The sequence below is a fragment of the Yoonia sp. D2-7 genome (assembly GCF_055809435.1).
On the sequence record NZ_CM147912.1, the window covers coordinates 2793859 to 2807730 of the forward strand.

Annotated in this window: 11 protein-coding genes; 7 read left to right on the forward strand and 4 right to left on the reverse strand. The window is 56.6% G+C overall.

The window, feature by feature from the left end; genetic code table 11:
* Window positions 1-4: 4 nt before the first annotated feature.
* Genes nirB through AC0L7R_RS13835 form a run of 7 tightly spaced genes read left to right on the forward strand, consistent with a single transcriptional unit; the run spans window position 5 to window position 9634 of the window.
* Window positions 5-2437: a nitrite reductase large subunit NirB gene (gene nirB / locus AC0L7R_RS13805; RefSeq protein ID WP_473657438.1), complete on the forward strand. Its 2433-nt coding sequence runs from the start codon at window positions 5-7 to the stop codon at window positions 2435-2437.
* Window positions 2434-2775, forward strand: a complete 342-nt coding sequence (gene nirD, locus AC0L7R_RS13810; protein WP_247125917.1) for a nitrite reductase small subunit NirD — start codon at window positions 2434-2436, stop codon at window positions 2773-2775. Before nirB ends, nirD begins: the two co-directional genes overlap by 4 nt.
* A complete protein-coding gene (locus tag AC0L7R_RS13815; protein WP_473657440.1) occupies window positions 2772-5348 on the forward strand; it encodes a molybdopterin-dependent oxidoreductase in 2577 nt (858 codons plus the stop codon). The genes nirD and AC0L7R_RS13815 overlap by 4 nt, the downstream gene beginning before the upstream one ends.
* Window positions 5345-6268 carry a glycosyl transferase family 3 gene (locus AC0L7R_RS13820; protein ID WP_473657441.1) on the forward strand — a complete coding sequence of 308 codons (924 nt, stop codon included), beginning with the start codon at window positions 5345-5347 and terminating at the stop codon, window positions 6266-6268. Before AC0L7R_RS13815 ends, AC0L7R_RS13820 begins: the two co-directional genes overlap by 4 nt.
* Window positions 6265-7671: a siroheme synthase CysG gene (gene cysG, locus AC0L7R_RS13825; protein WP_473657442.1), complete on the forward strand. Its 1407-nt coding sequence runs from the start codon at window positions 6265-6267 to the stop codon at window positions 7669-7671. The genes AC0L7R_RS13820 and cysG overlap by 4 nt, the downstream gene beginning before the upstream one ends.
* Before the next feature lie 41 nt (window positions 7672-7712).
* Window positions 7713-8468, forward strand: a complete 756-nt coding sequence (locus AC0L7R_RS13830; protein ID WP_473657443.1) for a DeoR family transcriptional regulator — start codon at window positions 7713-7715, stop codon at window positions 8466-8468.
* A gap of 32 nt (window positions 8469-8500) precedes the next feature.
* Window positions 8501-9634, forward strand: coding sequence for an MFS transporter (locus AC0L7R_RS13835; protein WP_473657445.1), 1134 nt, complete (start codon window positions 8501-8503; stop codon window positions 9632-9634).
* Window positions 9635-9660: 26 nt separating this feature from the next.
* Here the strand turns inward: AC0L7R_RS13835 and AC0L7R_RS13840 are convergent, their stop codons facing one another.
* The 4 genes from AC0L7R_RS13840 to AC0L7R_RS13855 form a co-directional block, all read right to left on the reverse strand.
* Window positions 9661-12228: an HWE histidine kinase domain-containing protein gene (locus tag AC0L7R_RS13840; protein ID WP_473657446.1), complete on the reverse strand. Its 2568-nt coding sequence runs from the start codon at window positions 12226-12228 to the stop codon at window positions 9661-9663.
* Complete coding sequence (locus AC0L7R_RS13845) at window positions 12225-12641, reverse strand: heme oxygenase-like domain-containing protein (protein ID WP_473657447.1); 417 nt, start codon at window positions 12639-12641, stop codon at window positions 12225-12227. Before AC0L7R_RS13845 ends, AC0L7R_RS13840 begins: the two co-directional genes overlap by 4 nt.
* Before the next feature lie 354 nt (window positions 12642-12995).
* Complete coding sequence (locus tag AC0L7R_RS13850; protein ID WP_473657448.1) at window positions 12996-13535, reverse strand: EF-hand domain-containing protein; 540 nt, start codon at window positions 13533-13535, stop codon at window positions 12996-12998.
* A 28-nt stretch (window positions 13536-13563) separates the two neighbouring features.
* Window positions 13564-13803 carry a hypothetical protein gene (locus AC0L7R_RS13855; RefSeq protein ID WP_473657449.1) on the reverse strand — a complete coding sequence of 80 codons (240 nt, stop codon included), beginning with the start codon at window positions 13801-13803 and terminating at the stop codon, window positions 13564-13566.
* Between the last annotated feature and the right edge of the window lie 69 nt (window positions 13804-13872).

The following is a 13872-nucleotide window of genomic DNA, read 5'->3' on the forward strand; positions in this document are numbered from 1 at the left end:
TCACATGAGTGACCATCTAATCATTATCGGCGCAGGCATGGCGACTGGCCGCGCGATTGAAGACTTACGTAGCGCAGGGTCCGATATCAAAATCACCCTGTTCAACGCGGAACCGCGCGGGAACTACAACCGCATCATGCTGTCCCCCGTTCTTGCGGGCGACAAAACCTACGAAGAAATCGTCACGCACGACGACGCTTGGTATGCGGAAAATGATGTAACCTGCCGTTTCGGCGAAAAGGTTGATGCGATTGACCGCGAAGCAAAGACAGTCTCCGCGGCAAACGGCGATGTGCTGTCCTATGACAAACTGATGTTTGGCACTGGATCCAACCCGTTCATGATCCCCCTGCCCGGTCATGATCTGGACGGCGTGATTGCCTACCGCGATCTGGAAGATACGCAAAAAATGATGGACCTAGGCCCTGACAACAAATGCGTTGTTATCGGTGGAGGTCTGTTGGGTCTGGAAGCCGCCGCAGGCATGGCTGCACGCGGTGTCGATGTCACCGTGATCCATATCATGGGCCACCTGATGGAACGTCAGTTGGACGAAGCGGCTGGTTATCTGCTGCGTAAAGCATTGGTTGATAAAGGCATTACGGTCAAATGCTCTGCGAACTCCAAAGAAATTCTTGGTGAGAACGGCAAGGTACGCGCCCTGTTGCTTGATGACGGGACTGAATTGCCTTGTGATCTGTTGGTCATGGCCGTGGGCATCCGTCCGAACGTGAAGCTCGCCCAAGATGCGGGTCTGGCTGTCGGTAAAGGCATCCACGTTGATGACCAGATGGTCACGTCTGACCCCGATATTCTGGCCGTTGGTGAATGTGTTGAACATAACGGTGCGATCTTTGGTTTGGTTGCCCCGCTGTACGATCAAGCCAAGGTTGCCGCGAAAACCCTGCTGGGTGAAAATGCGACTTTTGTTCAAAAGGAACTGTCTACCAAGCTGAAAGTCACGGGTTGTGATCTGTTCAGTGCCGGTGATTTTGCCGAAGGCGAAGGCCGCGAAGACATCGTTTTCCGCGACCCTGCGCGTGGCGTCTACCGTCGTTTGGTCATCGAAAACAATGTGATCGTCGGTGCGGTGATGTACGGCGACACGGCCGACAGCAACTGGTTCTTCGGCCTGATCAAAGACAAAACCGATATCGCCGACATGCGCGAAACGGTGATCTTTGGTCCTGCATTTCAGGGGGGTGCCGCTGTGGACCCGCTCTCAGCCGTTGCAGCCTTACCGCGTGATGCGGAAATCTGTGGGTGCAACGGCATTTGTAAGGGCGAAATCGAAGATGCGATTGCGGCGGGGTCCACGGACCTTGCTGGCATCAAAGCGACAACCAAGGCGTCTGCGTCTTGCGGGACATGTACGGGACTTGTCGAACAGGTTCTGGCCGTCACGCTTGGCGATGACTTTGTGATCCCAGCGGCTGCGACCGTTTGCGGTTGCACCGACATGACCCACGAAGACGTGCGGCGCATGATCAAATCCCAGAAACTGACGTCGATGAACGCGGTTTGGCAGGAATGTGGATGGAAAACGGTGGACGGCTGCCCGACCTGCCGCCCTGCCCTGAACTTTTACCTGCTGGCTGATTGGCCGCTGGAATACAAAGACGACCCGCAGTCCCGTTTTATCAACGAACGCAAACACGCGAACATCCAGAAAGACGGCACGTTTAGTGTCGTGCCACGGATGTGGGGCGGGATCACAACGCCGGACGAACTGCGCGCTATTGCCGACGCCGCCGACAAATACATGGTGCCAACCGTAAAGGTTACTGGCGGTCAACGGATCGATTTGCTGGGTGTAAAGGGCGAGGATCTGCCGGGCATCTGGAAGGATCTGAACGACGCTGGCATGGTGTCCGGCTACGCCTATTCCAAAGGCCTGCGGACCGTGAAGACCTGTGTAGGTACGGATCATTGCCGCTTTGGCACGCAGGACAGCACGGGTCTTGGCATCAAGCTGGAAAAGACGCTGCACGGTGCTTGGACGCCGCACAAGCTGAAGTTAGGCGTGTCAGGTTGCCCGCGCAATTGCGCCGAAGCGACCTGTAAGGACATTGGCGTGATCTGCGTGGACAGTGGTTACCAGATCAGTATTGGTGGTGCGGCTGGTATGGACGTCAAAGAAACCGAACTGCTGGTGCAGGTCCCGACAGAGGATGAAGCGATCCTCGTCATTAAGGCCGTATCCCAACTGTACCGCGAACAGGCCAAATATCTTGACCGTATCTACAAATGGATGGCCAAAGTCGGGCTTGATTGGATCAAGGAACAGATTGTTGATGATCTGGATAACCGCGCTGCTTTGGTGGATCGTTTCGAGCTGTCCCAGACTATTTACCGCCACGATCCATGGGCGGAACACGTGAAGAAAGCGGAGACATATCAACCGCTTGCAAACCTATCGTTGGAGGCCGCAGAATGACCCAGTGGATTGATGTTGCACCGTTGGACGACGTACCCGCGCGTGGCGCACGGATGTTGAAAACCGCACATGGCTGTGTCGCTGTGTTCCGGACTGCGGATGACGAAGTCTTTGCGCTGGATAACGCCTGCCCGCACAAGCAGGGCCCATTGGCCGAAGGGATCGTGCATGGCAAATCCGTTACCTGCCCGTTGCACAACTGGGTGTTCAGCTTGGAAACGGGCATGGCACAGGGGCAAGACGTAGGCCAAGTCGCCACATATCCCGCCCGTGTTGACGCAGGTCGTATTCTGATCGACGCGGCCCAACTGACCGGACGTGCGGTGGCAGCGGAATGACCCTGACGAAGACCACCTGCCCTTATTGTGGTGTTGGTTGCGGCGTGCTTGCCGGGGCTGACGGTACTTTGAAGGGCGATCCGGATCATCCTGCCAACTTTGGGCGGTTGTGTTCCAAAGGGACCGCATTGGGCGAAACCATCGATCTTGATGGTCGCCTGCTGCATCCGGTGGTCGACGGCAAACGCGCGGATTGGGACAGCACGCTGTCACTGGTCGCCGACAAATTCAGCGCTACAATTGCCGAACACGGTCCTGATAGTGTGGCCTTTTATGTGTCGGGCCAGTTGCTGACCGAAGATTACTACGTCGCGAACAAGCTGATGAAGGGTTATTTCGGGTCGGCCAATATCGACACGAACTCACGGCTTTGCATGGCGTCTTCTGTTGTGGGACACAAACGCGCTTTTGGCACAGACACCGTTCCTGGCACCTATCAAGATTTGGAACAGGCCGATGTGATCGTGTTGGTCGGATCGAACCTTGCGTGGTGCCACCCTGTGCTGCATCAACGGATCGCAGCCGCGAAAGAAGCCCGCCCAGACATGCGGGTGATCAATATTGATCCACGCAAAACTGCGACAAGCGATCTGGCCGATACGCACCTCCGGATTGCACCTGACGGTGACGTCGCACTATTCAACGGTTTGCTGAGCCACATTGTTGCCACTGGCGCTGTCGATCAAGACTACGTCGATGCGCACGTCAACGGGTTCGATGCTGCCCTTGCCGCGGCCCGCGACACGGACGTCGCCGATACGGGTCTGTCCGACATTGAGTTGCAGGACTTTTATGCGCTTTGGACTGGCACGAAGAAGGTCATGACCCTTTATTCCCAAGGCGTGAACCAATCCGCCGGCGGTAGCGACAAGGTCAACGCGATCCTGAATTGCCACCTTGCGACGGGTCGTATCGGCAAGGTCGGCGCAGGCCCGTTTTCCCTGACCGGACAACCTAACGCGATGGGTGGTCGCGAAGTTGGTGGTCTGGCCAATATGCTCGCTAATCACCTCGATATCGAAAATGCGGACCACCGTGACGCGGTGCAATCTTTCTGGGAAAGCCCCACGATCTGTACGCAAGCGGGTCTGAAAGCCGTTGATCTATTCGACGCCTGTGCATCCGGCAAAATCAAAGCGTTATGGGTCATGTCCACCAATCCCGCCGTGTCGATGCCGAATGCCGATGCAGTCGCTGATGCGATAAAGGCGGTGCCTTTCGTTGTCGTGTCCGACATCATGGAACGCACTGATACGGGCGATCTGGCCGACGTATTGCTGCCTGCCGCTGGTTGGGGCGAAAAGGACGGCACAGTTACAAATTCCGAACGTCGAATTTCACGACAACGGTCGTTTCTACCGATGCCGGGTGAAACGCGTGCGGATTGGAAAATCATCTGTGATGTGGCTGTGAAGATGGGATTTGGTGATGCATTCGCATTCGAAACGCCTGCCGATGTTTTCGCCGAATACGTCGCCCTGTCCGCCGATGTGTCAGGCTTTGACCGCGATTTGGATCTCAGCGTTTTTGCAGATGCCGATTATGCGAACCTGATCCCGACACAATGGCCCGTGAACGATCGTCGCTTCTTTGCAGACGGGAAGTTCTACCACGCGGACGGCAAAGCCAAGATGCTGCCGATAACCGCCCCGACCCTGAGCAAGACAGATTTTCGTCTGAATACAGGTCGTAACCGCGACCAATGGCACACAATGACGCGCACGGGTAAGACTGCGCGGCTTGGGGCGCATCTGGCAGAACCATATCTGGAACTACACCCCGACGATGCGCATGCCAAAGGTGTCACGGACGGTGATCTGGTCACGATCAGCAATGATTTCGGACATGCCGTGCTGCGTGTACTGGTGACTGACCGCGTGGCCGTTGGCCAGCCGTTTGCCCCGATGCATTGGACGAAACAACGCAGCCGCAACGGGACCGTGAACGCGACGCTCGCGCCCGTGACTGATCCGTTTTCGGGTCAACCTGCCCTGAAAGGCGGCGATGTGGCCCTCGCAAAATTCGACGCCGCTTGGTTCGGGTTTGTGGCCTGTGCCAATGCGATGGAACCGACGGCCGATTACGCAGCGCTCGCCCGCACGCAGACAGGCTGGCAGATGGAATTGGCAGGTCAGACATTGCCCGACGACTGGGCTGATTTCACGATCATGCTCACTGGCTTAACTGACGCCGATGTCGCCCTTGTGACTGATCCCGCGTCAGGCACAACGCGGATTGCGATTTCCCAAAATGGTATCGTGCAGGCGCTTGGCTTCTTTGGCAAATCCCCGATCGCGTTGTCACGCAACACTGCGATCAACACGATTGGCACGACCGACGCGCCACTGTCAGCGCTCAGCGGGCGTCCTGCCGCCGATCGTCCTGATCCCGGTGTGACCGTATGCGCCTGTCTGAATGTGGGCCGGAATACATTGCTGAACGCGATCGCGGGCGGCGCCGTTACGGTCCCTGCTTTAGGCGATTGCACCGGTGCCGGAACCAACTGCGGATCGTGCAAACCCGAATTGGCAGCGTTAATCGCAAGTGCGACAATCCCGATGGCAGCCGAATGAGCCTCGCACCCTATGTCCAGATCGTCGCCCGTGGCCAAGGGCGCGCACGGCCAATGACGCTGAATGAGGCCCGCGCTGCCATGACGCTGATGCTGTCGGGCGACGCGGAACCCGAAGCTGTTGGCGCATTGCTGATGGTGTTGCGTTTGCGCGGCGAAGTTCCCGACGAAATCGCAGGGTTCACCGCCGCATTGCGAGACCATGTGCATGGCACGGTCCCAGAGGCTGATCTGGATTGGCCCGTTTATGCGGCGGGCCGGACACGCGGTGTGCCGCTGTTTTTGCTGTCTGCAAGGTTGGTTGCGCAGGCAGGTTACAAAGTTTCGATGCATGGCTGGAACGCCCCTGCGGCGCTTCGTGACCACCTGCATTTGGCGGGGCCAAGCATTACCTACAGCCCACTCGAAGACATCGCGCCTGCCGCGTTTCGCCTGCTGAAATTGCGCGATAGCTTTGGCTTGCGATCCTGCATCAACACGGTTCTACGGATGTGGAACCCGTCGGGTGCTGCTGCGACTGTGCAAGGTGTGTTTCATCCGTCATATCGCAGCCTACAGGCCGAAGCCGCGCATCTATTGGGCCAGACCGATCTGACGATTATCAAAGGCGGCGGTGGCGAATTCGAACGGCATCCGTCCAAAGGCGTCACGCTGTTTGGTCTGCGCGGTGGCGATCATATTGCCGAAGATGCGCCCGCGCTTTTGCCCGTTATCCGCCGTTTGCACGAAGCGGATGACGCGCTGGACCTTGGCCAAATCTGGCAAGACCACCGCACGGACAGCTTCGCGACAGCAACGGTCACCGGAACGGCTGCGCTGGCTTTGTGGACATTGCGCGCCGCACCAACCTTACCCGACGCACAAACGATGGCTGATGATCTTTGGGATCGCCGCCATCAGACAGAAGGACTAAGCGCATGAAAACCTTCCCGATGTTTCTGACAATGGCGGGCCGTCGCGTTGTTATCGTGGGTGGCGGCGAACAAGCCGCGCAGAAATCGCGTTTGATCTTGAAAACCGAAGCCGAAATTGTCGTGATGGCCCCTGTGTTGGATGAAGAGCTGTCCGCGCTCGCCGCCGCCGGTAAATTGCGCCATGACACATCACCGATTACCGCCGCACATTTCGCAGACACCGCTTTGGTTTTTGTCGCCTCTGGTTGCCCGGGCATTGATGCCGCGATCCACGCGATTGCGAAAGATGCAGGTGCCACCGTCAATGTCGTCGACCAGCCGGCGTTGTGCGACGCAATTACCCCGTCGATCGTGGACCGTGACCCTGTTGTCGTGGCGATTGGCACCGAAGGCACAGCACCCGTTCTTGCCCGCCAGATCAAAACGCAAATGGAACAAGCGTTGGAACCGCGGCTTGGGGATCTTGCCGCACTTGCGGGACGGTTGCGCGACGCAGCCGCCGCCCGTCTTGCCCCACGCGCACGGCGTGATTTGTGGCGCTGGGTCTTTAACGCAGCCCCGCGCGAAGCCCACGCACGCGGCGCAGAACGCGAAGCGGCCAGCCTGATCAAGAACGCGATCGCCACAGGCGAGATTGACGCAAAAGGTGCGGGCAGCGTGTCGCTGGTCGGAGCCGGTCCGGGATCAAAGGACCTGATCACATTACGCGGCGTGCAACGCCTGCAAGAAGCCGACGTGATCTTTTACGACCGCCTGCTGGAGCCTGAAATCTTAGAACTGGCCCGCCGCGATGCCGAACGCGTTTACGTGGGCAAAGCCCCCGGATGCCATAGCTGGCCGCAGGAAAAGATCACGCAAACGTTGATTTCTGCCGCAAAACGCGGGCAGCGCGTGGTACGTTTGAAGTGCGGCGATCCCGGTATCTTTGGACGCGGTGGCGAAGAGGCGCGCGCGCTGAAAGCCCATGACATTGACGTCGAAATTGTACCGGGCGTTACTGCTGCTTGCGCGGCAGCCGCTGCGATTGGCGAAAGTCTAACAGACCGCGACGAAGTGAATACCCTAGTACTGACGACGGGGCATCTGCAAGACGGCTACGTTGTCCCCGAGGCCGTGATGAACATGCGTCCGGGCACTTGCGTGGCGCTGTATATGGCAGTGGGCGCTGCGGCAGATATCGGTGCCCAGATTGAAGCCCTGTACGGTGTCGACCAAATCGAAATCACGGCAGTGGCCCACGCACAACGGAGTTCGCAGAAGGTCGTCAAAAGCTGCGTGCGCCAGCTTTCCGATGATCTGGAGGCGGCAGGCATTACGGATACGGCGATTGTGTTCCTGCGGTGGCCTGACACGAAACAGATCAAACAGCCTGTTGTTCCCGCGGCACCGAAGTTGACGATGGTCTCGTAAATCAGGTATGCATGATTCTGCAGCTTTTTGCAGGATTTTGCATGAATCTAAATATCCCTGATACGCGCCAACAGGTTTTGGCCGAACGTCTTGCTGACGGACGACAAATCATTGCGCAAGACGTCGCTGTAGAATTTGATGTTTCTCTCGATACGATCAGACGCGACATTCTCGCGCTGGAAGCGGACGGGAAAGCCCAACGCGTGCGCGGTGGCGCAGTGCCGATCGCAGCACCTTCATCCCCGTTACATTCACGCTTGGCGAAGCAACCGCCCGTCAACACGGCACTGATTGATGCGGCAATCGCCTGCATCGTAGATGCCCCAACGGTCCTGTTTGACGGAGGTACAACGACGCTCGCGATTGCCGTGCGTCTGCCGATCATCCCCGGACGGCTTGTTGTGACACCATCACCATGGATCGCGGTCGCCTGCCAAGAACGCAGCATCCCCGTGTTTTTGTTAGGCGGCACATTAAGCGCGTCGGGCGGGATCGCGACGGGCGACGTGACACATGCAAAGATCGCGACCCTATCTGCGGACATCGCGGTGCTGGGCGCATGTGGGTTGGACTGCGACTTTGGCCTCAGTTCCGATGATCACGCCGAAGCATTGGTGAAGGCCGCAATGGCAACCGCCGCGTCCCGAACGCTGGTTGTGACAGATGCCGCGAAGATTGGTCGCCGCGCCCGACATCACACACTTGCGTTGGACCAGATCGACGACATCGTCACCGACGCCTTGCCTGAAACGACGCTACCGCTTTCATGTGCGGGCGCGCGTGTCATCACCGCATAGTCACAAGACATTTCATTCCCCGAAGGACCGCCATGACCGATTACATAGAAACTGCGCCTGCACGCCTTGCGACGCGATTGGCGTTCTTGGTTGCAGGGTTTGCGATGGCCTGCTGCGCCCCGCTTTTCCCGTTTATCAAAGCCAATGTTGGCGCGGATGAAGGTCAATTTGGTTTACTGCTACTCTGCTTGGGTCTTGGGTCAATTGTCGCGATGCCCGTCACAGGTGTGATCGCGGCAAGACGCGGGGCACGGTTGATGATCCTGTGCGGAGGTTTCGGTCTTGTTGGGATGCTGCCGCTTTTGGCTTTGGTCAATACGCCCATAGGGTTGGGGGTTACGTTGTTTGTTTTCGGAGCATCAATTGGCACTTTGGATGTTGCGATGAATGTTCACGGGGCCGAAGTCGAAGGGCGCGAGGGACGCCCGCTGATGTCTAATTTCCACGCACAATTCAGCATTGGCAGCCTTGCTGGGGCCGCGATGGTAACGGTATTGCTGTCTGTCGGTGTGCCGATCCCGTTGACTGCCCTGGTCGGCGCGATTCTGGCGGGCGGCGCGATGCTGCACACCCGTACACGGTTGCTGTCCGTCAGCGGAAATGACCCCGAACCATTTGCGGCCCCGCGCGGCGTTGTTTTGTTGCTGGCCGTGCTCGCAGCGATTACATTCTTGGTGGAAGGCGCTGTGCTAGATTGGGGTGCCCTGCTGGTCATCGAACGGGACCTGAGCACAGCAAAGAACGCAGGCATCGGATATATTCTGTTTTCGGTAGCCATGGTTGTCGCACGGCTTGGCGGTGATCGGATCATCCGCGGATTGGGCGAATTTCGGGTGCTGATCGCGGGCGGGATGATCACCATATGCGGTGTCGCGTTGATCCTACTGGCAGAGGCACAGGTCGCTGCATTTGCCGGATTTGTCCTGATCGGACTGGGGGCCGCAAACCTTGTGCCGATCTTCTTTAGTGCCGCTGGGCGTCAAACGATCATGCCCGCCGGACTGGCAATCGCATCGGTGACAACGACAGGATACGCTGGGGTGCTGCTTGGGCCCGCGCTGATCGGGTTCACGGCCGATGCAACGAGCCTACCCAGCGCCTTCTGGTTGGTCGCGGCGTTAATGGCTGCGGTGCCACTGACGGCCCATATTGTCGTACGCAAATGATGTCCGGAAACAGCGTGGCAATCAGATCAGTTCATCGCGCGGAACACGGCATTCTTTAGCTTTTCAGCAGTGAACGGCTTTTTCACGACGTGCGTTGGCGGGTAATTTGCGGTGATGCTTTGCGCGTCGCCATACCCAGTCGCCAACACAAACGGGATGCCGCGTTCTGCAAGCACAATGGCGACCGGAAGAGACGTCTGATCACCCAAGTTCACATCAAGCAAAGCGAAGGAAACGTCAGCCTTTTCCAAAATTGCCAGCGCATCATCGACGGATCCGGCCATATGCACATGGTCGGCCCCGCAATCGCTTATGATATCAGATGCATCCAGCGCGATGACCATATTGTCTTCGACGACCAAAACTTCACCGGACAGAAGAACATCCGGGGTAACCGGTTTCGCATCGTTCGATTGTGTTTTTGGCACGACCGGTTCTTTTTCGCTGGAAATAAAGCGAGACGGGATCGTGATGTCTGCTTCAAAACCAGTCAGCAAAAACCGTGTTTCGACCTTACCTTTGAGTTCGTAAGGAATGGTCTTTTCGATAATCGTTGACCCAAATCCACGGCGCAGAGGGGCCTGTACGGGCGGGCCACCAACGTCGCGCCATTGAATGATCAATGCGCCATCGGCTTGTACCTTCAAGTCAATCGACACGGCCCCTGACCGATCCGTCAAAGCGCCGTATTTCGCAGAGTTGGTCATCATCTCGTGTATCACAAGCGCGAGGGTCGAAAACGCTTCGGGCATCAGCATCGGGGCGTCACCCGTGATCTTAACACGGTCGTTTCCGTTCAATAGAAAGGCCTGACCTTCAACGTTGATCAGCTGCCGCAAAGAACTTGGTGACCATTCCTGATTGGTCAATTGGTCATGTGCGCGGGCAAGCGCGTGAACGCGTCCATCCAGAACCTTTGTATAGGTCGCAACATCAGAGGCGCCACTGCGGCTTTGCGCGACCAACCCTTGGATCAAGTTTAGGATGTTGCGCACGCGGTGGTTCAATTCCGCGACAAGAAGTTCTTGTTTGTCGGCCGCTTTCCGGCGGGTTTCGTTTGCTTCATCCGTCAGCTTCAAGACGATTTCGGTCAAAGAAATCCGCAGCCCTTCGGCGACCATTTGATCGCCTTCGGACCACCGCGCGGACGTATTCCGGACCATTTCGCTCCAAGTGTCGAAACTTTTGCGTGGTGTCAGACGGGTGCCGTTTGGGCCGACCGTGACCGGCTTGTTCGGATCACCTGCCCATTTGACCGATTTGACGATTTCACGGCGGAAAAACACGATATAGTCGCGCGGCGTGCGCGAAATGGGCACAGCCAATACCCCGGCGACATCGGCATCTTGGTCCTCGATAGCAGGGTAAACTGCAGGCAACGCATGCGTTGAAAAAACCTGACCGGACGGCGCAGTATTCAAAAAGCGCACCAACTTGCGAAAGCTTACTTCATCCGGTGTATCACCGTGCGATGCAAAGCGGCCATCGGTGTAGACCGCAACGCCATCGTTTGCGATCAGACCGCTCAATTCACCAACGATGGAATCGAAACCTTCGATCAAGTCGGCCCCACCCGAAATCTGCACCATCAGATTGTCGTGCATCTGGCGGGTTTCTTGGGTCTTGAGCCGCGTCTCTAGTTCCATCTTTTGGATCAGTTCGTAAGTGAAGAACTGCGTGAACAACTCAATCGCTGTGCGCCGTTCAAAATCGACGTAACGCGCCGTTTCGTGGTGACACGCAAACAGGCCCCAGAGTTTTCCGTCTTTGATGATTGAAATGGACATCGACGCGCCAACGCCCATGTTCCGCAGGTATTCCAAGTGGATCGGGGACACAGCACGGGTCACGCAAAGCGACAGATCAAGCGGTTTACCATGGACGTTTGTCGCAGGCAGGATAGGCGAAACGGACCCGTCCACATCCGAGATCAAGCGCAGCGGACTACGTAGATACAACGCACGGGCCTGTTTCGGAATATCGCTTGCCGGGTACCGCAGCCCGAGAAACGGTTTCATATGGGCGCGGCGTTTTTCTGCGATCACTTCGCCCGCACCATCGTCATCGAACTTATAGACCATCACACGGTCAAAGCCTGACAAGGCTTGCACGGCGACCGCCGCTTGTTCGCACGCCTTCATGACGTCCGGCGCACGGGTGACACGCGCAACAAGCGGCTGCACGAGGCTCATTTCATCACGCGTTTCCAGCGCAATCTTCGGTTCAAATTCAAACACATAGGACTGGTCGACCGAACTGATCGAAATATCGAAGTAAGTGCCATTTTCAAGCACGTCATATCCAAAGACACGGGCGGTCGGCATTGTCGCATTCAACATCTGCAACTTCGTACGCAGGTCATGGACCATGCGTTGTGATAATAGATCATTCAGACGGCCACCGATCGCGGCATCTGGGTCGATATTCAATAGTTCTTGGACGTTCGCCGACACGTGCTTGACCATAAAGTCGGACGAGGTCGCAATCAGGCAGCCATAAGACTGCACATTGCCTAAAAACTGGATAGGTTCACGGTCACAGTTGGTCAGATCGACAGTTTCATTTGGGTCCAACCGGAGGCTTTCGTCAGTCAAAGGGTTGCATCCTTTCTTGAAGCAACGTTTTCGGATTCCGAGATAAATAACTGAAAAAGCGTTCTCGCGTCTTTTACAATATACGCAGCACGCGCATGCGCAACAGGGATGTCAGACAGGGCGCGACATGTAGCCGGCCACAAAGTCGGGTCGCTGGGCTGGCTGAAATACGTCTTAGCATTCTGAACCAACGGATCTTGCGATTGGGCCCAGCGCCGCGACAAAACCTTTGACCCCAATCGTGATCCAGCGACCAAATAGTCGATCGCCAAAGGATCGATCTGTTGCTCTAGCGCGGGTGGGTCGATGGAGTGATCGAGGCCGAGCACTGCTGCATCCAAAGCAAGGCCGCCGATCATGTCCTGCAACGTCGCAGCAGACAAATTCGGGGACCGCAGTCGCGCTTGCATCATCTGAAAACAAGCCAAATGAACGTCAACGAAAGCCTTAAGGCCATCCCGGCTAGCGATATCGATTTGAGTGAAATGATGATCTAGCTGATCATGCGCAACACGCGTTTCTTGACGTAGAATATTTCGGAAGTCTTGAGGCAAAGTAGAAACCATATGGAAGCGAAGTCGCGCGGGGTGTCGCTTCGATGAGAGGAGACAACTTTCATGACGCCGTGCAGTTGTCATTAATCTATGACATAGCAATTTACACTAAATGCGTCCATGGGGCACCGCTGCACAAGTGTCTTAGATTGCAAGCCACACATGTGAAAAGGGCCGCCAATTTGGCAGCCCTTCCCCGTATTGATGGATGTCTTACGAACGATCGCGACCATTTTTACGGTGTCCGCGATCATCTTCTGTCAACGCACCGTCATCATTGCGGTCCATCCGTTCGACAATGTCGCCGAATTTCTCGTCCATTTCGGCTTGCGTGATTTGACCATCGTCATCCGCATCAAGGCGTTCGAAACTGTGAACGACCCGTTCTTGCATCAGTTCCAGATAGATAGACTGGAATTCGTCGATAGAGATATCGCCTTCACCGGATGCATCTGCACCAGCCACCAGTGCGGTCCGGAACAAATCGATTTCGTCTTGCGTAATCGCACCGTCATCATTTGCGTCGTTCAGAAGCGCGCCGAATGCCATGCCACCGCCGCGACGTTCGCCACGGTCACGACCATGATCGCGGTCGCCCCGATGATCAGCGCGGGTCACTTGACCATCAACGGTTGTTTCAGCCTGTTCCGTAACGGCGTTGGTGTCAGTAGTTTGTGCGCCTGCCACACCGATACCTGTCAGTGTCAAAGCAACAGCAAGAAACGTAGCGGGGATCATTTTTTCGGTTTTCATAACAATTTCCTTTAGGTTGGGTTGGGAGTTAGGCAGACTGCGCATCAGATGCGTCGGCCTGTGTATCGGGCGAAGTCGCCCGAGGTTGACCAGTGTTGAACTGTGGTTGATTGCGCCAAGCAATGGCGATCATCGCAACGGTCATCAGGATCGACATGCCAAAGGCGAGGCCCAGCATGGTCAGCCCAAATACGGCGACAAAAGGCGCGATGAGCACTGCGACCAATGCGGCCCCTGCAGTTGCGGCGTATGTTTTGAACTTTTCCATTTTCGTCTTTCCATCTGTTGTTGCGATGAAAGACATTTGGAGGGTGGAGATGACGGTTGCTTGGCGCGA